Origin of the sequence: Streptomyces sp. MAR4 CNX-425 (assembly GCF_048656465.1) — a bacterium.
Taxonomy (GTDB): domain Bacteria; phylum Actinomycetota; class Actinomycetes; order Streptomycetales; family Streptomycetaceae; genus Streptomyces.
Window position 1 is genome coordinate 1 of sequence record NZ_JBMDLF010000022.1, and the last position, 20232, is coordinate 20232.

General features: G+C 75.0%; 18 protein-coding genes. 12 read left to right on the plus strand and 6 right to left on the minus strand.

The features are described 5' to 3' along the window. On the plus strand, window positions 1-245 hold a 245-nt coding region (locus ACHZ99_RS32990; protein WP_420308523.1), incomplete at its 5' end, for a hypothetical protein. A gap of 224 nt (window positions 246-469) precedes the next feature. On the opposite strand, the gene ACHZ99_RS32995 is transcribed toward ACHZ99_RS32990, so the two are convergent. Together ACHZ99_RS32995 and ACHZ99_RS33000 are read right to left on the minus strand one after the other, a co-directional pair. Next, a complete protein-coding gene (locus tag ACHZ99_RS32995) occupies window positions 470-1033 on the minus strand; it encodes a Uma2 family endonuclease (protein ID WP_420308524.1) in 564 nt (187 codons plus the stop codon). A 178-nt stretch (window positions 1034-1211) separates the two neighbouring features. Next, window positions 1212-2582, minus strand: coding sequence for a diaminopimelate decarboxylase (locus tag ACHZ99_RS33000; RefSeq protein ID WP_420308525.1), 1371 nt, complete (start codon window positions 2580-2582; stop codon window positions 1212-1214). Window positions 2583-2724: 142 nt separating this feature from the next. Here ACHZ99_RS33000 and hutU point away from each other — a divergent pair, with 142 nt between their 5' ends. The 4 genes from hutU to hutI all read left to right on the plus strand — a co-directional run bounded on the left by hutU (window position 2725) and on the right by hutI (window position 8328). Next, entirely contained in the window at window positions 2725-4404 is a 1680-nt protein-coding gene (gene hutU / locus ACHZ99_RS33005; protein ID WP_420308526.1) for a urocanate hydratase, read from the plus strand. 20 nt (window positions 4405-4424) lie between these two features. Continuing rightward, window positions 4425-5627, plus strand: a complete 1203-nt coding sequence (locus ACHZ99_RS33010) for an allantoate amidohydrolase (RefSeq protein WP_420308539.1) — start codon at window positions 4425-4427, stop codon at window positions 5625-5627. Between the two features lie 32 nt (window positions 5628-5659). Continuing rightward, window positions 5660-7078 (plus strand): formimidoylglutamate deiminase, encoded by a 1419-nt coding sequence (locus tag ACHZ99_RS33015; RefSeq protein WP_420308527.1) that lies wholly within the window; start codon window positions 5660-5662, stop codon window positions 7076-7078. Window positions 7079-7140: 62 nt separating this feature from the next. Next, entirely contained in the window at window positions 7141-8328 is a 1188-nt protein-coding gene (gene hutI / locus ACHZ99_RS33020) for an imidazolonepropionase (RefSeq protein WP_420308528.1), read from the plus strand. A gap of 18 nt (window positions 8329-8346) precedes the next feature. Here hutI and ACHZ99_RS33025 read toward each other — a convergent pair whose 3' ends face one another. Further along, the gene (locus tag ACHZ99_RS33025; protein ID WP_420308529.1) at window positions 8347-9693 is read right to left on the minus strand and encodes an alpha/beta fold hydrolase; all 1347 of its coding nucleotides are present in this window, start codon (window positions 9691-9693) and stop codon (window positions 8347-8349) included. An 88-nt stretch (window positions 9694-9781) separates the two neighbouring features. Continuing rightward, window positions 9782-10738, minus strand: a complete 957-nt coding sequence (locus tag ACHZ99_RS33030) for an RNA polymerase sigma factor SigF (RefSeq protein WP_420308530.1) — start codon at window positions 10736-10738, stop codon at window positions 9782-9784. A 241-nt stretch (window positions 10739-10979) separates the two neighbouring features. Between ACHZ99_RS33030 and ACHZ99_RS33035 the strand changes: the two genes are divergently transcribed. Together ACHZ99_RS33035 and ACHZ99_RS33040 are read left to right on the plus strand one after the other, a co-directional pair. Next, window positions 10980-11348 carry an STAS domain-containing protein gene (locus ACHZ99_RS33035; RefSeq protein ID WP_420308531.1) on the plus strand — a complete coding sequence of 123 codons (369 nt, stop codon included), beginning with the start codon at window positions 10980-10982 and terminating at the stop codon, window positions 11346-11348. 215 nt (window positions 11349-11563) lie between these two features. Beyond that, window positions 11564-12154: an ATP-binding protein gene (locus tag ACHZ99_RS33040; RefSeq protein ID WP_420308540.1), complete on the plus strand. Its 591-nt coding sequence runs from the start codon at window positions 11564-11566 to the stop codon at window positions 12152-12154. Window positions 12155-12224: 70 nt separating this feature from the next. On the opposite strand, the gene ACHZ99_RS33045 is transcribed toward ACHZ99_RS33040, so the two are convergent. Continuing rightward, window positions 12225-13202 carry an alpha/beta hydrolase gene (locus ACHZ99_RS33045; RefSeq protein ID WP_420308532.1) on the minus strand — a complete coding sequence of 326 codons (978 nt, stop codon included), beginning with the start codon at window positions 13200-13202 and terminating at the stop codon, window positions 12225-12227. A gap of 202 nt (window positions 13203-13404) precedes the next feature. On the opposite strand from ACHZ99_RS33045, the gene ACHZ99_RS33050 reads away from it, so the two are divergent. Beyond that, complete coding sequence (locus ACHZ99_RS33050; RefSeq protein ID WP_420308533.1) at window positions 13405-14079, plus strand: response regulator transcription factor; 675 nt, start codon at window positions 13405-13407, stop codon at window positions 14077-14079. Between the two features lie 26 nt (window positions 14080-14105). Further along, window positions 14106-15347: an ATP-binding protein gene (locus ACHZ99_RS33055; protein ID WP_420308534.1), complete on the plus strand. Its 1242-nt coding sequence runs from the start codon at window positions 14106-14108 to the stop codon at window positions 15345-15347. An 84-nt stretch (window positions 15348-15431) separates the two neighbouring features. Here the strand turns inward: ACHZ99_RS33055 and ACHZ99_RS33060 are convergent, their stop codons facing one another. Further along, window positions 15432-16070: a GtrA family protein gene (locus tag ACHZ99_RS33060; RefSeq protein WP_420308535.1), complete on the minus strand. Its 639-nt coding sequence runs from the start codon at window positions 16068-16070 to the stop codon at window positions 15432-15434. A 136-nt stretch (window positions 16071-16206) separates the two neighbouring features. Between ACHZ99_RS33060 and ACHZ99_RS33065 the strand changes: the two genes are divergently transcribed. The 3 genes from ACHZ99_RS33065 to ACHZ99_RS33075 all read left to right on the plus strand — a co-directional run. Then, window positions 16207-17370 (plus strand): 5-(carboxyamino)imidazole ribonucleotide synthase, encoded by a 1164-nt coding sequence (locus tag ACHZ99_RS33065; RefSeq protein WP_420308536.1) that lies wholly within the window; start codon window positions 16207-16209, stop codon window positions 17368-17370. Between the two features lie 16 nt (window positions 17371-17386). Beyond that, complete coding sequence (gene purE / locus ACHZ99_RS33070) at window positions 17387-17923, plus strand: 5-(carboxyamino)imidazole ribonucleotide mutase (protein ID WP_420308537.1); 537 nt, start codon at window positions 17387-17389, stop codon at window positions 17921-17923. 81 nt (window positions 17924-18004) lie between these two features. Continuing rightward, window positions 18005-20232, plus strand: a 2228-nt coding sequence (locus tag ACHZ99_RS33075; protein ID WP_420308538.1) for an NACHT domain-containing protein, incomplete at its 3' end; no start/stop codon positions are given.

The window sequence follows — 20232 nt, forward strand, 5'->3', positions numbered from 1 at the left end:
CTGTCATGGATGAAGCTGTGATGGGCTGGTTTCGCATTCCGCGAGACGACCTCGTGCTGCAAGTGCTGCACTACCGCGATGTGGAGACCGCCAAGCGCAGCTTTCATGCCTCTCCTCCGGAAAAAGTCAGCCCCGACGTTTTCAGCGGAGCCTCCGAGTATCCGATCGGAGCTGATCTTTCTGCGGCAGACGAGACGCGCTTCATATGCGGTCAATGGACCGGAAACCTCTGCCGTACCTGGTGATCGTGGGCGCGTTATGACCAGTACATCATCCACGTAAGATACCGGCGCAGTGCATATGAATCGGATGTGCTGACAGACGGTCAGCTAGCGGATATTGTCGAGAGAATCGAGACCGGTATCGTTGAACGGATTCGGTGATTTTTCCCGAAGTTTTCTCTGGTCTCCGTGTCCGGGGAGTTTCGCTGGTGGATGGCGTAGGCGACTTCGGTTGCCATCGAAGGCGGCTACTGCCGGGAGAGTCCCGCGGGGTCAATGGCGACCGGGAACGGGGTGTCCAGGTGGGTGGTCGCGCCGGAGAGTGCGGTGGTTCGCTCGACGTACCGGCCGCTCTGCAACTCGTAGACGGCGAGCATGGGCGCCGGGTCGAATTCGAGTCGCCAGAAGTGCGGGATGGCGGCCTCGGCGTACAGCATCGGCTTGACCTTGCGGTCCATGGTGCGGTTGCCGGGGGAGACCAGTTCGACCGCGAGTTGCACGCCTTCGGCGTCGACGCTGACACCGTCTTCGGCGGTTGCGCCGGCATCGGTCACTACCAGGTCGGGAACCACCAGGCCCGACGGCAGGATGACATTGATGGCTTCCAGCACCTCGACCGGTGCCTTGGCAGCCTGGGCCGCCGTGTGCAGGACCATGGCGAGTCGGAGCGATGCCCGCTGGTGGCGGATGCCGGGGGCGGGGGACATGACGAGGGACTCCCCCAGCAACTCGTAGCGCATGGTGCGGTCTTCGGGTAGGGCGAGGACGTCGGCGACGGTCCACGGCCCGATGTGATCGCTGGCGACACTCATCCCCTGCACCTCCTCATCCGACCGGCAGGGCCTACTCTGGCCCCGACGGGCGGCCCGTGGCCAGCATACGGCTGCTCTTACCCGCCGACGCCGCCACTCGCTGACATGAGCGACTCGTCGAACATGTGTACCGAGCGGCAAGCCTCGCGCGCGGAACCCTGCATGCTCGCCGGACGCGTCAGGTCAGGTCGGTGAGGGATCGGCCGTGGGCGCCGCCGGACTCGGTGACGATTTCGGGCAGGGTCTGGGCGGGGCGGACCGTGGCGAAGCGGACCTCGTCGGCGGTCGTGGTGAAGCCGTGGACCGCGGGGCGGGGGAGGCTGTTGTAGGAGAACGGGTTGGAGAAGTAGTAGGCGCCCGTGTCCAGCAGGGCCACGTGGTCGCCCGCCGCCAGCGGCGGCAGCTCGCGGGCGCGGGCCACCAGGTCGCCGGCGAAGCAGCACGGGCCCGCTACGTCCTGGGTGACCGGGGCGCCGGTGGCGGGGTGGCCCTGCGCGTCGTACGCGGCCACGCGGAGGGGCCAGGAGTCGGGGGCGAAGACGGTGCGGACGGCGACCTGGACGCCGGCGTGGGTGACGGCGATGGGGCGGCCGCCGGCGGACTTGGCGTACTCGACGCGGGCCAGCACCAGGCCGTTCTTCGCCAGCAGCGAGCGGCCGAACTCCGTGATCAGGGCGTAGCGGCCGTCGAAGAGGCCCGGGATCTCGGTGCGCAGGAGGCGGGCGTAGTCGGTGAAGGCGGGGGTGGTCTCGTCGGAGTCGAAGTTGACGGGGAGGCCGCCGCCGATGTCCAGGGTGGTGATCTGGCGGCGGCCGGCGGCCGCGTTGATCTCCTCCGCCAGCTCGTACGCGGCCCGCACCCCCGCCGCCATCAGCGGCAGCGGCACGCCCTGCGAGCCGGTGTGGGTGTGCAGGGCGGTGAGCCAGGGGCGGTCGAGGTAGGCGCGGACGAGCCAGTCGCGGGCGCCCTCGTCCTGGAGGGTGACGCCGAACTTCGACGTGGCGGTCGCCGTGCTCATCGCGCCGATGCTGCCGCCGCCGACCTGCGGGTTGATCCGTACGCCGATCACCGAGCGGGTGGGTGCGGAGCGGACGAGGCCGTCGATGCGGGCGAGTTCCTCGGGGTTGTCGGCGTTGACCGCGATGCCCAGGGCCAGCGCGCCGCGCAGTTCGGCGGCGGTTTTGGCGGGGGAGTCGAGCACGGTGCGCTCCGGGGGGACGTCCGCGGCGCGGGCGAGTTCCAGTTCGCCGGGGCTGGCGACCTCCGCGCCCAGGCCCTCGTCGGCGAGCAGCCGCAGCACCGGCACCAGCGCGGCGGCCTTGACCGCGAAGGAGTGCAGCACGGGCGTCCCCGGCGCGACCACCTCGTCGAAGGCGGCCCGCAGGGCGCGCGCCGAGTCCCGGATGCCCGCGACGTCCAGCAGCCCGGCCACCGGCTCGGCCTCCGAGAGGAGGCCCTGGGCGACCGCGGCGCGTACGGCCTGGTTGCGGCGGGCGGCGAGCGGGAGCGGGAGACTCTGCGGTGCGGGGGCGGGCTCGTCGTAGGACATGGCCGCAGTCAATCATCCGTCCGCAAATGCTGTCGTACGGCGTCCAAGTGTCGGACGTGAGGCGGTCTTGACTGAAGTGATTCAGTCGCGTCACGATGTGTTGGTATTCATTCAAAGAGGTCGAGCGCGCCTGGAGGCACGCATGGCAGGACCCCGCCCCGTCCGGGCCCCGCGCGGCACCCGGCCCAGCGCCCGCGGGTGGCCGCAGGAGGCCGCCCTGCGGATGCTTCAGAACAACCTCGACCCCGAGGTCGCCGAGCACCCCGACAAGCTCGTCGTCTACGGCGGCACCGGCAAGGCCGCCCGCGACTGGGGCTCCTTCGACGCCATGGTGCGTACGCTCACCACCCTCGGCCCGGACGAGACGATGCTCGTCCAGTCCGGCCGCCCGGTCGGGGTCATGCAGACCCACGAGTGGGCGCCGCGCGTCCTCATCGCCAACAGCAACCTCGTCGGCGACTGGGCGAACTGGGAGGAGTTCCGCCGCCTGGAGGCCCTGGGGCTGACCATGTACGGCCAGATGACCGCCGGGTCGTGGATCTACATCGGCACGCAGGGCATCCTCCAGGGCACGTACGAGACCTTCGCCGCCGTCGCCGCGAAGCGCTTCGGCGGCACCCTCGCCGGGACCGTCACCCTCACCGCCGGCCTCGGCGGCATGGGCGGCGCCCAGCCGCTCGCCGTCACCATGAACGGCGGCGTCGCGATCTGCGTGGAGTGCGATCCGTCGCGCATCGAGCGCCGGCTTGAGCACGGTTATCTGGACGTACGGGCCGACAGCCCCGACCACGCCCTGCGGCTCGCCGCCGAGGCCCGCGACGCGCGCCGCCCGCTGTCCGTCGGCGTCCTCGGCAACGCCGCCGAGCTGCTCCCGCGGCTGCTCGCCGAGGGCGCGCCCGTCGACATCGTCACCGACCAGACCTCCGCGCACGACCCGCTCGCGTACCTCCCCCTCGGCGTCGACTTCGCCGACATGGCCGCGTACGCCGCCGAGAAGCCCGCGGACTTCACCGCCCGCGCGCGGGAGTCGATGGCCCGGCACGTCGAGGCCATGGTCGGCTTCCAGGACGCGGGCGCCGAGGTCTTCGACTACGGCAACTCGATCCGCGGTGAGGCCAAGCTCGCCGGTTACGCGCGCGCGTTCGACTTCCCCGGCTTCGTGCCCGCCTACATCCGGCCCCTGTTCTGCGAGGGCAAGGGCCCCTTCCGCTGGGCGGCCCTCTCCGGCGACCCGAAGGACATCGCCGCCACCGACCGCGCGATCCTCGACCTCTTCCCCGAGAACGAGTCGCTGGCCCGCTGGATCCGGCTGGCCGGTGAGCGGGTCCACTTCCAGGGCCTGCCCGCCCGCATCTGCTGGCTCGGCTACGGCGAGCGCGACCGGGCCGGCGAGCGGTTCAACGACATGGTCGCGAGCGGCGAGCTTGCCGCGCCGCTCGTCCTCGGCCGCGACCACCTCGACTGCGGGTCCGTGGCGTCCCCGTACCGCGAGACGGAGGGCATGCGCGACGGCTCGGACGCGATCGCGGACTGGCCGCTGCTCAACGCCATGGTCAACGTCGCCTCCGGCGCGTCCTGGGTCTCGGTCCACCACGGCGGCGGCGTCGGCATGGGCCGCTCGCTGCACGCCGGGCAGGTGACGGTCGCGGACGGCACACAGCCGGCGGGCGAGAAGATCCGCCGGGTGCTGACCAACGACCCCGGCATGGGCGTCATCCGGCACGTCGACGCGGGCTACGAGCGGGCCGAGGAGATCGCGGCGGAGCGGGACGTGCGCGTGCCGATGCGGGAGACCCCCGAGCACGCGGAGAGCGCCGAGTGAGTCCGGCCTCGTTCCAGGAGATGTGGCGGGACCTGGCGCCCCTCGGGCGGTACGCGCCCTCCGGCGGCTACCGCCGCTTCGCCTGGACGGCCGCCGACGCCGACTGCCGGGCCTGGTTCCGCGCGCAGGCCGAGGCGCGGGGGCTCGCGTACGAGACCGACCGCAACGGCAACCAGTGGGCCTGGCTCGGCGACCCGGCCGCCGGCGGCGCCGTCGTCACCGGCTCCCACCTCGACTCCGTGCCCGACGGCGGCGCCTTCGACGGCCCCCTCGGCGTCGTGTCCGCCTTCGCCGCCCTCGACGAGCTGCGCGCCCGGGGCGTGCGCCCCGCCCGCCCCCTCGGCGTCGTCAACTTCGGCGACGAGGAGGGCGCCCGCTTCGGCCTGGCCTGCGTCGGCTCCCGGCTCGCCGCCGGGCAGCTGTCCGCCGCCGCCGCGCACGAGCTGCGCGACGCCGACGGCGTCACGCTGCCGCGGGCGATGGAGCGCGCCGGGCACGACCCCGGCGCGCTCGGCCCCGACCCCGAGCGGCTGGGGCGGATCGGGGTGTTCGTCGAGCTGCACGTCGAGCAGGGCGTGGCGCTCGCCGGTACGGACCACGCGGTCGGCGTGGCGTCGGCGATCTGGCCGCACGGGCGCTGGCGGTTCGACTTCCGCGGCGAGGCCAACCACGCGGGCACGACCCGCATGGAGGACCGCCACGACCCGATGCTGACGTACGCGCACACCGTTCTCGCCGCCCGCAAGAAGGCCGCGCAGGCCGGTGCCCGCGCCACCTTCGGCAAGGTCGCGGTCGAGCCCAACGGCGTCAACGCCATCCCCGCGCTCGTCCGCGGCTGGCTCGACTCCCGCGCCGCCGACGAGGAGACCCTGCGCACCCTCGTCGCCGCCGTCGAGCAGACCGCCCGCGAGCGCGCCGGCCGCGACGGCACCGCGCTTTCGGTGACGCGCGAGTCGCTGACGCCGGTCGTCGACTTCGACCACGCCCTGCGCGACCGCCTCGCCGCGCGCCTCGGGGGCGCGCCCCTGCTCCCGACCGGGGCGGGACACGACGCCGGGATCCTGTCCGGGACGCTGCCGGCGGCCATGCTGTACGTACGGAACCCGACGGGCGTCTCGCACGCGCCGGCCGAGTCGGCGGCGGAGGACGACTGCGCGGCGGGCGTGCGGGCGCTGGCGGACGTGCTGGCGGACCTGGCCGGAGCCCCCGGCTCCGGCGGGTGAACAGGGCGAGCGGAACGAGCGGAAGGGGCCGCGTGACGGCGTACTGGGCGGAGCAGGCGTGGGTCGGCGGCGTCGTCGAACCCGGCGTGGTTATGGAGACGGACGCCGCCCTCGGGCAGCTCACCGCGGTACGGACCGGGGTCGCCGCCCCGCCGCCCGGCGCCACCGTGCTGCGCGGCCTCACCGTCCCCGGCCTCGCGAACGCCCACAGCCACGCCTTCCACCGCGCCCTGCGCGGCACCGTCCAGGTCGGCTCCGGCACGTTCTGGACCTGGCGGGAGGTGATGTACGGCGTCGCCGACCGGCTCACCCCCGAGACGTACTACGACCTCGCGCGCGCCCTTTACGCCGAGATGGCGCTGGCCGGAATCACCTGCGTGGGTGAGTTCCACTACGTCCACCACGCCCCCGGCGGCGGCCGGTACGGCGACCCGAACGCCATGGGGCACGCGCTGGCCGGGGCCGCGGCGGCGGCGGGGATCCGGGTGACGCTGCTGGACACGGCGTATCTGGCGGCGGGGTTCGGGGAGGGGCCGGGGCGGCAGCAGCTGCGGTTCAGCGACGGGGACGCGGAGGCGTGGGCGGAACGCGCGACGGAGCTGAGCCGCGCCACCGGCTCGGACACCGCCTCCGGCCCGGGTCCCGGCGCCCCCTCCGACACCGACGCCGGCGCCGACACCCCCGCCGCCCCCGGCACCGTCCGCGTCGGCGCCGCCGTCCACTCCGTACGCGCCGTCCCCGCCGACCAACTCGCCACCGTCGCCGCCTGGGCCGCCGACCGCGACGCCCCCCTCCACGTCCACCTCTCCGAGCAGCCCGCCGAGAACGAGGCGTGCGCCGCCGCGCACGGCGTCACCCCGGCCCGCCTCCTCGCCGACCACGGGGTCCTCGGCCCCCGTACCACCGCCGTGCACGCCACCCACCTCACCGGCGACGACGTCGCCCTCCTCGGCCGCTCCGGCACCGGCGTCTGCATGTGCCCGACCACGGAGCGGGACCTCGCCGACGGCATCGGCCCGGCGCCGGCCGTGGAGCGGGCGGGCAGCCCGCTGTCGCTGGGCAGCGACAGCCACGCCGTCGTCGACCTCTTCGAGGAGGCGCGGGCGATGGAGCTGAACGAGCGGCTGCGCACCCGCCGCCGCGGCCACTGGACCGCCCACCACCTGCTGCGTGCCGCCACCGAGGGCGGCTACGCCGCGCTCGGCTGGCACCGGCCGGCCCGGCTGGAGCGGGGCGGGTACGCGGACTTCACCACCGTCGCGCTGGACAGCGTGCGCACGGCCGGCGCGATGCCGCGGCTGGGGGCGGAGACGGCGGTGTTCGCGGCGACGGCGGCGGACGTGCGGCACACCGTGGTGGCGGGCCGGCACGTCGTACGGGACGGGGCGCACGCGCTGGTGGACGACGTGCCGGGGGCGCTGACCGCGGCGATCGCGGCGCTGCGGGGCTGACCCGTGCCCGTACCCGATCCCGCACCCGACCCCGCAAGCCACCGACCCCCGAGGGCAGGAACATGACCGCCACGGCCACCTCGACGGCCATCGTCAACATCGGCAGCCTCGTCACCAACGACCCGTCCCTCGGCGAGGGGCCGCTCGGCCTGCTGGAGGACGCCGCCGTCGTCTTCGAGGGCGACCGGGTGGCCTGGGCCGGCGCGACCGACGCGGCGCCGGCCGCGGACTTCGCGTACGACGCGGCGGGCCGGGCGCTGCTCCCGGGCTTCGTCGACTCGCACTCCCACCTCGTCTTCGCCGGCGACCGCACCCCCGAGTTCCACGCCCGCATGTCCGGGCGCCCCTACACCGCCGGCGGCATCCGCACCACCGTCGCCGCCACCCGCGCCGCCACCGAGGCGGAGCTGGCCGCGAACCTCACCCGCTTCGTCCGGGAGATGCTGCGCCAGGGCACGACGACGCTGGAGACCAAGTCCGGCTACGGCCTGACGACGGCGGACGAGGCGCGGGCGCTGCGGGTGGCGGCGGGGCAGCTCCAGGAGGTGACGTACCTCGGTGCCCATGTCGTCGCGCCGGAGTACGAGGACGATCCGGGCGGGTACGTCGACCTGGTCACCGGCGAGATGCTGGACGCCTGCGCGCCGTACGCGCGCTGGATCGACGTCTTCTGTGAGAAGGGCGCGTTCGACGGCGACCAGGCGCGCGCGGTCCTCGCCGCCGGCAAGGCCCGCGGCCTGACCCCGCGGGTGCACGCGGGGCAGCTGTCGTACGGGCCGGGGGTGCAGCTGGCCGTCGAGATGGAGGCGGCGTCCGCGGACCATCTGACGCACCTGACGGACGCGGACGTGGATGCGCTGGCGTCGGGGGTGACGGTGGCGACGTTCCTGCCGGGCTGCGAGTTCTCGACCCGGGCGGTCTACCCGGACGTGCGGCGGGTGCTGGACGCGGGCGCGACGGTGGCGCTGTCGACGGACTGCAACCCGGGCTCGTCGTTCACCAGCTCCGTGCCGTTCTGCGTGGCCGTCGCCGTACGGGAGATGGGCATGACGCCGGACGAGGCGGTGTGGTCGGCGACGGCGGGCGGCGCGGCGGCGCTGCGGCGCACCGACGTGGGGCGCCTCGCGCCGGGCACGCGGGCGGACGCGGCGCTGCTGGACGCCCCGAGCCACGTGCACCTGGCGTACCGGCCGGGGGTGCCGCTGGTGTCCCAGGTGTGGCAGCGGGGCGTACGGGTGCCGGGCGGCTGAGCCGCACCGGCCCGCCGGTCAGCAGCCGTCGCCGACGTCCGGGTCCGCCGCCGGGCGCGCGGTCAGGTGGTCCACCGCCGCGCGCTCCGCGCACTCGTTGCCGAAGCCCACCAGCCCGTGCCGCCTGCCCGGCACCGTCAGCAGCGGTGCCCGGAACCGCACCGCCACCCGCTCGGCGCCCGCCGCCGGGGTGCGGATGTCGTGCTCGCTGTTGACGAGCAGCAGGTCCGCCCCCTGGTCCGGGTCCGGGCCGCCGGCCGCCGGGCGGACCGCGCCCAGCGGCTCCCCGCGCCCCGGCCAGTGCACGCAGGGCGCGTAGTCGCGGGCGACCGTCCGCGTGCGCCAGCGCGCCTCGTCCGCGTCGTCCAGCTCCCGCAGCAGCGCGCGCAGGTTGCCCGGCCACCGGAAGTCGGTGCAGTGCGCCCCCAGGAACAGCGCCAGCGGCGGCGGCCCGGGGTCGAGTTCGTCGAACGCGGCCCGCACGTCCGGCGGCACGTTCCGCGGCGGCTCCTGCGGTACGGTCCTGGCCGTCGGCTCCGGCACCTGCTCGTCGTCCAGCTCCTCGCGGGTGTGCAGCGTTCTCAGTACATAGGACGTGCCCGGCCGGTCCGGGTCGACGACCCCGTCGAAGACGGCGGCGCGCACCCGCTCCGGGTGGCGGGTGACGTAGACCTGGCCCGCCACCGTCGCGTACGAGTGCAGCAGCAGGCTGATCCGCTCCTCGCCCAGCGCCCGCCGGACCCGCTCCAGGTCGGTCGCGGCGGCGCGGGAGCCGAGGCGGGCCAGCAGCGGGCCGTAGCCGATGCGGCAGGACTCGACGTAGTCGCGGGCGGCGGCGTCGGCGGCGGTGACGTCCCGTACCAGCCGCAGGCTGCGCGCGGTGCCGAGGCGGTCCAGCGCGCCCCGGGGCTCGCCGCAGTCGACGCGGTGGCTGCGGCCGGTGCCGCGGCGGTCGTAGCCGACGATGTCGAAGCGGTCGCGCAGCTCGCGCGGGTAGTCGACGCCGGCGGAGACGGCCTCCTGGAGGCCGGAGAGGCCCGGGCCGCCGGGCGCGAGGACCAGGGCGCCGATGCGGCGGCCGGGGTCGCGGGCGGGCAGCCGGGAGAGGGCGAGGCGGAGGGTCTCGTGCCCGTCGCCGCCCACGGGTACGGTCACGCCGCGGCACTCGCGCCGCTCCATGCCGGTCAGCGGGCAGGGGGTCCACTCGTCGCCGGCCGGGTCCGGTTCGTACGGCGTGGCGCCGGAGCCCGGCGGCCGCGGCCCGCTCCCGTCCTCCGGCGCGCCGCACGCGCCGGTCCACGCGAGCACCGGCGCCAGCGCCAGCGCCGCGAGCCGGGCGAGCACGGGGGCCGTGGGGCGATCCATGCGGCGATCATGGCACCGCCGCCCCGGAAACCGGGGGAGGCCGCCCGCGGGCGGCCTCCGGCCGGGACCGGTGTGCCGGGCGGGCGCCCTACTCCTCGATCATCAGCCCTCTGCGCAGCCGTACCAGCGTGCGCGACAGCAGCCGCGAGACGTGCATCTGCGAGATGCCCAGCTCCTCGCCGATCTCCGACTGGGTCATGTTGGCGACGAACCGCAGCGACAGGATCTTCCGGTCGCGCGGCGCCAGCTCCGCTATCAGCGGCTTGAGGGACTCGACGTACTCGATGCCCTCCAGGCCGTGATCCTCGTAGCCGATGCGGTCGGCGAGGGCGCTCTCGGAGTCGTCCTCCTCGGGCTGCGCGTCGAGCGAGCTGGCAGTGTAGGCGTTCGAGGCGGCCATGCCCTCGACGACCTCGTCCCTGCCGATGCCCAGCCGCTCGGCCAGTTCGTCGACCGTGGGGGCGCGGTCGAGCAGCTGTGCCAGCTCGTCGCCCGCCTTCGCCAGGTCGAGGCGCAGCTCCTGGAGCCGCCGCGGGACGCGTACGGACCAGGAGGTGTCCCGGAAGAAGCGCTTGATCTCGCCGATGATCGTCGGCATCGCGAAGGTGGGGAACTCCACCCCGCGGTCGGGCTCGAAGCGGTCGATCGCCTTGATGAGCCCTATGGTGCCGACCTGGATGATGTCCTCCATCGGCTCGCTGCGCGAGCGGAACCGGGAGGCGGCGAACTTCACCAGTGCCAGGTTGAGTTCGATCAGGGTGTTGCGGACGTACGAGTATTCGTGGGTGCCCTCTTCGAGGGTGAGGAGCCGCTCGAAGAGCGTCTTCGACATGGCCCGCGCGTCACCGGGGGCGACCTCGTCGAAGGCCATGCCGTCCAGCTCGTCGAGGCTCCCGGTGAACGGGAGCGCGAGGTCGGTGTCCGCGTCGTCGAGGGCGGTGGCCTCGGCGGTGTCCGCGCCGTGGTGCTCACTGTGGTCGTCGCCGTGCTCGGCTTGGGGTCGTGTCGGCGGCGTGCTCGCCGCGGCGTCGAGCCGGGGTGACATTTGTCCTCCATCGTTCTCGGCATACGGCTGCCGATGCCTTCTCTTTCCGTTACGGTCTGCGGCGCCTCCCAAGGCCACGTGTTGTGTGCTTCTAGCCCTACCGGCTTCTTCTCTCCGGTGCAAGAATCGTGTGTCCATATTTGCCCTATTTTGTTGCTTGTTCGGGTGCCGAACATGTGACCAAAGGCGTAGGGTCGGTGCTGCATTGCACGACAGTCCGAAGGTCAGGAGACAAGCGCGCATGGACGCCGGAACCGCCGGAAGCCCGAGCCGCGGCCGACTGCACGTCGACGTGCGGGTCCATGGCGGAAGCGCCGTCCTCACACCCGCGGGTGAGCTGGACTACCACACCGCCGAGCTGCTGCGGAAGCCGCTGGAGCGGTGCATCGCCGACGGCCGCAGCCGGCTCGTCCTCGACTGTTCCCGCCTGGAGTTCTGCGACTCCACCGGGCTGAACGTGCTCCTCGGCGCGCGCCTCAAGGCCGAGGCCGACGGCGGCGGCGTGCACCTCGCCGGGCTGCAGCCGGTCGTCGCCCGGGTCTTCGAGATCACCGGCGCGGAGGCGGTCTTCTCCCTGCACGACACGGTGGAAGCGGCGCTGGTGGAGTGACCTCCCGGCCCCCTGCCCCGGGTGGGGTGGGAGCGACAGGTGATGCGCGTCACAGGGCCCTGGGGAAAGTCGGGGGTGTTTCCGCGATCTCCCAGGGCAGAAGCCCAGGCGAAAACTTCTGGAACGAGCAGGATGGGCACGAATGCGCGGACGGGTGCGCGAGCGGGCGTGCGGTTGCGCGAAGGGGGTGTCGTGAGGCGATGAGCTTCAGGTCGTTGCCGCCGGGCGTGCCGCCGTCGGAGGGCGAGGCCGGCAGCGGCGCCGCGGTGCCCGCGCACCAAGGCGGCGGCGCGTCCGCGTCCGCGGCGGCCCCGGCCGGCGAGCCGCCCGCCCCGGAGCCCGCCCGGGCCGCCTCCGCCGCCGACCCCGCCGCCGAGTCCGCCGCCGCCGGGCAGGCGCAGGTGCGCCGGCTGCGGCTCGTCGGCGCCAGCGGCATGGTGCCGCGCGCCCGCGACTTCGCCCGCCGGGCGCTGGAGGACTGGGGCTGGCTGCCCCCGGCGAACGCGGAGCAGCGCGCCGCCGCGGAGGACGTGCTGCTCGTCGTCTCGGAGCTGGTCACGAACGCCTGCCTGCACGGCGGCGGCCCGGACGAGCTGCGGCTGCGCACGGCGGGGAAGGTGCTGCGGCTGGAGGTCAGCGACTCCGGTGGTACGGGCACGCCGGAGCCGCGCACGCCGCACCGGGCCAGCCGCCCGGGCGGGCACGGGATGTTCATCGTGCAGCGGCTGTGCCTCGACTGGGGCGTGCAGCGGGACGCGGGCACCGCGGGCAAGACGGTCTGGGCTGAGCTGTCGGCGCCGCTGTAGCCCGCCGTACGCACCCGGCCCCCCGGCCCCGGCCCTGTCCGCTACCCGGACACCCGGCCGACGCGACCGCCTAGCCGATCCGCCCCCGCAGCCACGTCTCGACCTCCGCCACCGTCCCCGGCTCCAGCAGCAGCTTCATCCCGTGCCCGCCGCCCGGCACCACCCGCACCCGGACGTCCCGCGCCGGCATCCCGCGCGCCCGCTCCGCCGCCGCCACCGCCTCCGAGTGGTACGACGGCACCCAGTCCGCCGCCGCATGCAGCAGCAGCATCGGGGCGTCGTCCCGCCCGGACGCCGCCCGCCGCGGGTCCAGCGACCGCCACGCCCGCCGGCACGCCCGGTCCTCGGACACCGCCGCCGTGCCGTCCGGTACGCACCCCGCCAGCCGCTCCGCGCTCGCCCGCAGCCGCCGCCCCGCAGCCGTCGCCCCCGGCGCGCCCCCGTCCCGCCAGGCCCGGTACGGCAGCGCCACCGGCGACAGCGCCACCACCCCGGCGGCGCGCTCCGCCCCGGCGCCGTGCACCGCCGCGGCCACCGCCAGCTGCCCGCCCGCCGACGAGCCCAGCACCGCGATACGCGCCGGATCCACGGCGTACCCCGCGGCGTGGCGGCGCACCCAGCGCAGCCCCGCCACCACGTCGTCGCGCTGGGCCGGCCACGGGGCGTCGGGGGTGAGCCGGTAGTCGAGCTCGAAGACGGCGTAGCCGCGGCGGGCGAACGTCCGCGCCCAGCCGCCCCAGTCGGTGTCGTACGACCAGTAGCCGCCGTGCAGGATGACGAGCCCGCCGCGGGGCTCGCGCCGCGGCTGCCAGCGGACGGTGACCCGCTGCCGCGGGTGCGGGCCGTACGCCTCGACGCCGACCCGCAGCGACCGCCCCGCCCCGGCCCGCTCGCCGGCCCGTGCCCCGGCCGGTCCCGCGCCGCTCTCCGCCGCCCCGCCCCCCGGCACCCCGGCGAGCGGCAGCAGCGCCGCGGCGAGCGTCGCCGCGGCGCCCAGCGCGGCGCCCGCGAGCGGCCGCCTCCGCCGGCCCCGTACCGCCGCAGCCATCGCACCCGCCTCTCCGCGGACCGGGCGGCCCGGTGCCCTCATGATCGCCGACGCCGCCCCGCCCCGCGATCCGGCCGCGATCCGCCGCCCCGCGAGGGAACCGGCGCGCGCCCCTCGCGGGCGCGTTCGACCCCGTACCGGGAGGTGGGCGAACCCGACGCCACCGGCACACTCTCGGTGACCGGAGGTCTACCATCGCACCATGACCCGCGTACTGCTGGCCGAGGACGACGCGGCCATCTCGGAACCGCTGGCCCGCGCGCTGCGCCGGGAGGGCTACGAGGTGGAGGTCCGCGAAGACGGTCCCGCGGCACTCGGTGCCGGGCTCCGCGGCGGCGTCGACCTCCTGGTGCTCGACCTGGGCCTGCCCGGCATCGACGGCCTGGAGGTGTGCCGGCGGCTGCGCGCCGACGGGCACGGCTTCCCCGTGCTGGTGCTCACCGCCCGCGCGGACGAGGTGGACACCGTCGTCGGCCTCGACGCGGGCGCCGACGACTACGTCACCAAGCCCTTCCGCCTCGCCGAGCTGCTCGCCCGGGTCCGGGCCCTGCTGCGCCGCGGCGCCACGGAGGCGCAGCCGCCGGCCACCCACGGCGTACGCATCGACACCGACTCGCACCGCGCCTGGCTCGGCGACGAGGAGCTCCAGCTCACGGCGAAGGAGTTCGACCTGCTGCGGGTGCTGGTGCGCGACGCCGGCCGGGTCGTCACGCGCGAGCAGCTGATGCGCGAGGTGTGGGACACGACCTGGTGGTCGTCGACGAAGACGCTCGACATGCACATCTCCTGGCTGCGCAAGAAGCTCGGCGACGACGCCGCGAACCCCCGCTACATCGCGACGGTCCGCGGTGTGGGCTTCCGCTTCGAGAAGAGCTAGGCCCGCCCCCGCGGCCCCCGGCAGCCATGCGCAGAAGGCTCATCAACAGCACCCTGGCGGTCGTCCTCGTCGTCATCGCGGTCTTCGGCGTCTCGCTCGTCATCGTCGAGACCCGCACCATCGAGGCCGCCGCGCACGACCGGGTGCAGTCCGAGGCTGTGCGGCTGTTCAGCCTCGTCGAGGGCAAGATGGCCGACGACGAGCGGGTGACCCGCCAGGCCCTCGCCGGCCAGGTCACCGACGGGCGGTACGCGGAGGTGGACCTGCCCGGCGGGCCGACGATCAAGATGGGGGAGCGGCCCGACGGGTCGGTCATCGAGGTCACCGAGACCGGCAGCCGGGGCGAGCGGGTCACGGTCATGGAGGCCCGCGACCGGGTCAACGACGAGCTGGGCCAGACCCTCCTGATCATCTTCGCGGTGGCGCTGCTGGCCGTCGGCGCCGCCGTGCTGCTCGCCGTACGCCAGGCCAACCGCCTCACCGCCCCGCTCACCGACCTCGCCGAGACCGCGGAGCGCCTCGGCTCCGGCGACCAGCGCACCCGCCACCGCCGCTACGGCGTCCCGGAGCTGGACCGGGTCGCGGACGTGCTGGACGTCAGCGCGGAGCGGATCGCGCGGATGCTCACCGCCGAGCGGCGGCTGGCCGCGGACGCCTCGCACCAGCTCCGTACGCCGCTGACCGCGCTGTCCATGCGGCTGGAGGAGATCGCGCTCACCGACGACCCGGCGACGGTCAAGGAGGAGGCGGCGGTCGCGCTCACCCAGGTCGAACGGCTGACGGACGTGGTGCAGCGGCTGCTGACCAAGTCCCGCGACCCCGGGTCGGGCGCGGGCACGGGCTTCGACCTGGACGAGGTCGTCAAGCAGCAGATCGAGGAGTGGCGGCCGGCGTACCGCGGCGAGGGGCGGGCGATCGTCCGCTCCGGCACGCACGACCTGCGCGCGGTGGGCACGCCGGGCGCGGTGGCGCAGGTGCTCGCGACGCTGGTCGAGAACGCGCTGATGCACGGCGCCGGCACCGTCGCGCTGCGCACCCGGGTCACCGGCAACCAGGTGGTGGTGGAGGTCACGGACGAGGGCCCCGGGGTGCCCGCGGACCTCGGCTCGCGGGTCTTCGAGCGCACGGTCAGCGGGCGCAACTCGACGGGGCTGGGGCTCGCGGTCGCGCGCGACCTGGCGGAGGCGGACGGCGGGCGGCTGGAGCTGGTGCAGCAGAAGCCGACGACGTTCGCGCTGTTCCTCGCGCGGGAGCACGGGCACCGCTGAGCGGTCGTACGGGGGCGGGCGCGCGGCAGGCGCGCGCCCCGGGGGCGTACGGGGGCGGGGGAGGGCGCGTACGGGACGGCAGCGCTACCCGCGCGCTCCGACCGCCTCCTCCTGCGCCTCGGGTTCCTCCGGGTCACCGGGCTCGCCGGACTCACCGGACCCGCCCGCCGTGCCCGGCGACTTCGGCTCCCGCCGGCTGCCGGGAATCCGCACCTCGCCGGCCGCGGCTATGTCACCCGGCTCACCCGCGTCCCCCTCGCCGGCCCCACCGGCCGGGACCGGCCCGGCGGCGGGCACCACGCGGAACACCCAGCTGCGGTACGACCAGAAGCGGAACAGCGACGCGATCCCGATGCCGAGGAACTTGAAGACGTTGTTCTGCAGCGGGGTGTCCCAGTCGAACCCGTACGTGGCCACGTACAGCACGCCGTTCTCGATGACGAGCCCCGCGGAGCTGAAGACCACGAACAGGGTGAACTCACGCGGCGGCCGGGTCTTGTCCCGGTCCCGGTAGGTGAAGTAGCGGAAGCCTATGTAGTTGAAGACGATCGCCACCGCCGTCGCGATCATGCTGCACCGGACCACGGGCAGCTCCGTGGTGTTCCGCATCAGGTTGAAGACCGCGAGGTTGACCAGGACGCCGACGCCCCCGACCGCGGCGAAGGCGGCCACCTCGCGGCTCAGACGGCGCAGCCGCGATACCGCCGGGTGCCGTGCACTCATAAAGATTCTCAGACTCCGATGGTCGGCTTGCGTTCCCCTGGTTCCGGTCTCCTCCGGCGCGCCGGATCCCTCATGCTAACCGGGCCGCCGACCGGAGGGGACGGGTCCGGCCACCCCGCCCGATACCCTGGGGCGCGTGACATTCCCGGTAGTCGGCATGATCGGCGGGGGACAGCTCGCCCGGATGACCCACCAGGCAGGCATCCCCCTCGGCATCAGATTCAAGCTCCTCAGCGGCACCCCCAAGGACTCCGCGGCCCTGGTGGCGGGCGACACGGTGGTCGGGGACCACGGCGATCTGGACACGCTGCGTGAGTTCGCCCGCGGCTGCGACGTGATCACCTTCGACCACGAGCACGTACCGACCGGACACCTGCGCGCCCTCCAGGACGAGGGCGTCGTGGTCCGGCCGGGCCCGGACGCGCTGGTGTACGCGCAGGACAAGGGCGCGATGCGGGCCCGGCTGACGGAGCTGGGCATCCCCTGCCCGCGGCACCGGACCGTGACCGGCCCGGCGGACGTGGCGCGCTTCGCACGCGAGGGGGGCGGCTTCCCCGTCGTGCTGAAGACGGTACGCGGCGGGTACGACGGCAAGGGCGTCTGGGTCGTACGGAGCGAGGAGGACGCGGCGGAGCCGTTCCGCGCGGGCGTGGACGTGCTGGCCGAGGAACTGGTCGACTTCCGCCGCGAGCTGGCCGCGAACGTCGTCCGCTCGCCCAGCGGACAGGCCGTGGCGTACCCGGTGGTCGAGTCCATCCAGGTCGACGGCGTCTGCGACACCGTCATCGCCCCCGCGCCCGGGCTGCCGCCCGGGGTCGCGGTGCGGACGCAGCAGCTCGCGCTGCGGATCGCGAGCGAACTGGACGTCGTGGGCCACCTGGCGGTGGAGCTGTTCGAGGCGCCCCCCGGCCCCGGCGACCCCGCGGACGAGCCCCGGATCCTCGTCAACGAGCTGGCGATGCGCCCGCACAACTCCGGCCACTGGACCCAGGACGGCGCCGTCACCTCGCAGTTCGCCAACCACGTGCGCGCCGTGCTCGACCTGCCTCTCGGCGACCCGCGCCCGCGCGCCCCGTGGACGGTCATGGCGAACGTCCTCGGCGGCGACTACCCCGACATGTACCCGGCCTACCTGCACTGCATGGCCCGGGACCCGGGGCTGAAGATCCACATGTACGGCAAGGACGTGAAGCCCGGCCGCAAGGTCGGCCACGTCAACACCTACGGCGACGACCTGGACGAGGTGCGCGAACGCGCCCGCCACGCCGCCGACTACCTGCGGGGGACGATCACGGAGTGAGCGGAGTGAGCAGCGAATGAGCACGGGAAGCCCGGCCAGCCCGGAGAGCGGCCCGCTGGTCGGCATCGTCATGGGCTCCGACTCCGACTGGCCGGTCATGGAGGCGGCGGCGCAGGCCCTCGCCGAGTTCGAGATCCCGTACGAGGTCGACGTCGTCTCCGCGCACCGGATGCCGCGCGAGATGATCTCCTACGGAGAACAGGCCGCCGCCCGCGGCCTGCGCGCCCTCATCGCCGGCGCCGGCGGCGCCGCCCACCTGCCGGGCATGCTGGCCGCCGTCACCCCCCTCCCGGTGATCGGCGTCCCGGTCCCGCTGAAGCACCTCGACGGCATGGACTCCCTGCTGTCCATCGTCCAGATGCCCGCGGGCGTCCCGGTCGCCACGGTCTCCGTGGCCGGCGCCCGCAACGCGGGCCTGCTGGCGGCCCGCATCCTGGGCGCCCACGACGACGAGCTGCGCGCCCGGATGACGGCGTTCCAGGAGGAGCTGAACGACCTCGCCCAGGAGAAGGGCCGCCGGCTGCGCAAGCGGGCGGAGGAGACGGCGCCGTAGTGCGGGGAGCGGCCCGCGGAACAGCCCGCGGTTGCTCCCGTTCCGTACCCAACTCCCCGCCGCGTGCGGGAAGATCCCCGCATGGCGACGGGGCGGAGGACACGCAGACGCGCCGGCTGGGCGCTGGCGGCCGTCGGCGGGCTCGCGCTCGCCGGCTCCGTCGGGTACGCACTCCGGCGCGGCGTCGAGGACCCCACGGCGCCGGTCTTCGGCGCGCTGGGCGTGGTCGGGCTGGTCGTCGGCTGGGTGATGCAGGCCCGGGCCGCGACCGCCGACCCGGAGGCGCTGGCCCGGCGGGACGCGGCCGCGCTCGCCCGGCAGGTGCGGGAGGCCGAGGACCGGCAGTGGCGGCGGCTCACCGGCGGCGACCGCGAGCAGATCGACGTCCACTACACCCTGGTGGCGCGGCAGAGCCTGCGCGCGGCGACGGCGCCGCACCCGCGCGGGCGGCTGGCCGCGCCGGACCCGCAGGACGCCGGCGCCGGCGCAGAACTGCCCGGCATCGCGGCGTACTACCGCGAAACCCGCCCCGCCCGGCTGGTCGTCACCGGCGCCCCCGGGTCCGGCAAGACCGTGCTCGTGCTCCAGCTCGTCCTCGCCCTGGCCGCGCCCGACCGCGCCGACGACGCCCCCGTGCCCGTACGCGTCCCGCTGCCGCAGTGGCCGGAGGGCGCGCGGCTCGCGGACTTCCTCGTCGACCACCTGATGCGCGCCTACGGCTGCACCCGCAGGGAGGCCGTGCGGCTGCGCGACCACGACCTGATCCTGCCCGTCCTCGACGGCCTGGACGAGATGGACCCGGCCCTGACGGACGAGGCGGGCGAGCCCGTCCTGGACGACGACGGCCGCCCGCTGCCCGACCCGGCGGCGCCCCGCGCCCGCGCCGCGCTCGCGGAGCTGAACGCCTACGGCTACGGCGACACCCGCGGCCCGCTCGTGCTCACCTGCCGCACCGGCCACTACGAGGCGCTGGCCGACGCCGAGCAACTGCGCCAGGCCGCCCACGTACGCCTCGACCCGGTCGGCCGGACCGAGGCCCTGGCGTACCTCACCGCGCGCTGCGGCGGCGCCGACCGCTGGCGCGCCGTGCTGGCCGACGAGGTGCTCGTACGCACCCTGTCCACGCCCTGGCGGCTGACCCTGGCCGCCACGATCTACCGCGACGGCGGCGACCCGGGCGAGCTGCGGGAGCTGCGCACGGCACAGGAGGTCGACGAACACCTGCTGGCCCGGCTGGTCCCGGCGGTGCTCCGGGACGACGGTCCGGCGGGGCGGCCGGGGCGGCCGGGACAGGCGGCCGGCGACGACCCGGAGCGGACGCATCACCGGCTTGCCGCCCTCGCCCGCCACCTGGGCGGGGACACGGACATCCGGCCGTACGAGCTGTGGCCGCTGGCGGGGCGCGGCCTGGTGATCGCGCTGTTCACCGTGCTCACCGTGGCCCTGGTGAGCGCCCCCGGCCTGCCCGCGCTGCGGGAGCTGCTGCTCGTGGGGCCGTTCGGCGTGTCCCTGGCGCTCGGCTGGCTGGCGATGCTGGTGCTGACGGCCTGGCCGCTGGCCGCGGCGGAGCTTCGGCCCCGGCCACTGGCCTGGGCGGGGCTCCGCGCGGCCGTGCGCGAGACGTTCCGGCTGCCCCCGGTCTACGCGTTGCTCGTGCCCGCCGCCGGTGTGATCGCCAGCGATCCCGGTGACGGCCGCCATCTGGCGGCGGGTGTGCTCATGGCGGCCGGCACGTTCGTGGTGACGCCCCTGGCGCTGTGGGGCTCCGCGTCCGCCCCCGCGGCCCCGGGCCTGCTGCCGGGGCGCGTGCTGCGCGGGGTGCTGCTGCGGGGCGCGGCCGCCGCTGCCGTCGTGCTCGCGCTGACGGCGGTGACCGCGGTGGTGCTGCCGCTCGCGCTTGAGTCGGGTGAGCGCCAGCGGGACGAGGTGGCGGCACCCGCCAACTGCGATGACGAGTTCGACCCCGACAGGGACATGGTGTACAACCCGGCGACGGGCGAGTACGAGATGGATCCCAGGTGCCGGGGCGACATCAGCCTGCCCGACTGGGCGGAGCTGCCCGACGGGAGCATGGTGTGGTACGTCCTGTTCGGCCTCTCGGTGGCCCTCCTGGCCTTCGTCATGGCCGCCGCGACGGCCCTGCGCTACGCGGTCTTCGTCTGCTGCGCCGCCGCCCGCGGCCGGCTGCCGCTGCGGCTGGGCGCCTTCCTCGCCCGCGCCTACGACGCCGGCCTGCTGCGGCTGTCCGGCAGCGCGTACCAGTTCCGCCACCGCGAGTTCCAGCGGTGGCTCGCCGCGCACCCCGACCC

Excerpts from the sequence above, each read along its gene's own strand:
- ACHZ99_RS33035 (WP_420308531.1), top strand. The coding sequence starts at position 10,980 with ATGGACGCCGGAACCGCCGGAAGCCCGAGCCGCGGCCGACTGCACGTC.
- ACHZ99_RS33010 (WP_420308539.1), top strand. The coding sequence starts at position 4,425 with ATGTGGCGGGACCTGGCGCCCCTCGGGCGGTACGCGCCCTCCGGCGGC.
- ACHZ99_RS33055 (WP_420308534.1), top strand. The coding sequence starts at position 14,106 with ATGCGCAGAAGGCTCATCAACAGCACCCTGGCGGTCGTCCTCGTCGTC.
- ACHZ99_RS32995 (WP_420308524.1), bottom strand. The coding sequence starts at position 1,033 with ATGAGTGTCGCCAGCGATCACATCGGGCCGTGGACCGTCGCCGACGTC.
- ACHZ99_RS33045 (WP_420308532.1), bottom strand. The coding sequence starts at position 13,202 with ATGGCTGCGGCGGTACGGGGCCGGCGGAGGCGGCCGCTCGCGGGCGCC.
- ACHZ99_RS33030 (WP_420308530.1), bottom strand. The coding sequence starts at position 10,738 with ATGTCACCCCGGCTCGACGCCGCGGCGAGCACGCCGCCGACACGACCC.
- ACHZ99_RS33060 (WP_420308535.1), bottom strand. The coding sequence starts at position 16,070 with ATGAGTGCACGGCACCCGGCGGTATCGCGGCTGCGCCGTCTGAGCCGC.
- hutI (WP_420308528.1), top strand. The coding sequence starts at position 7,141 with ATGACCGCCACGGCCACCTCGACGGCCATCGTCAACATCGGCAGCCTC.
- ACHZ99_RS33000 (WP_420308525.1), bottom strand. The coding sequence starts at position 2,582 with ATGTCCTACGACGAGCCCGCCCCCGCACCGCAGAGTCTCCCGCTCCCG.
- ACHZ99_RS33050 (WP_420308533.1), top strand. The coding sequence starts at position 13,405 with ATGACCCGCGTACTGCTGGCCGAGGACGACGCGGCCATCTCGGAACCG.
- purE (WP_420308537.1), top strand. The coding sequence starts at position 17,387 with ATGAGCACGGGAAGCCCGGCCAGCCCGGAGAGCGGCCCGCTGGTCGGC.
- hutU (WP_420308526.1), top strand. The coding sequence starts at position 2,725 with ATGGCAGGACCCCGCCCCGTCCGGGCCCCGCGCGGCACCCGGCCCAGC.
- ACHZ99_RS33025 (WP_420308529.1), bottom strand. The coding sequence starts at position 9,693 with ATGGATCGCCCCACGGCCCCCGTGCTCGCCCGGCTCGCGGCGCTGGCG.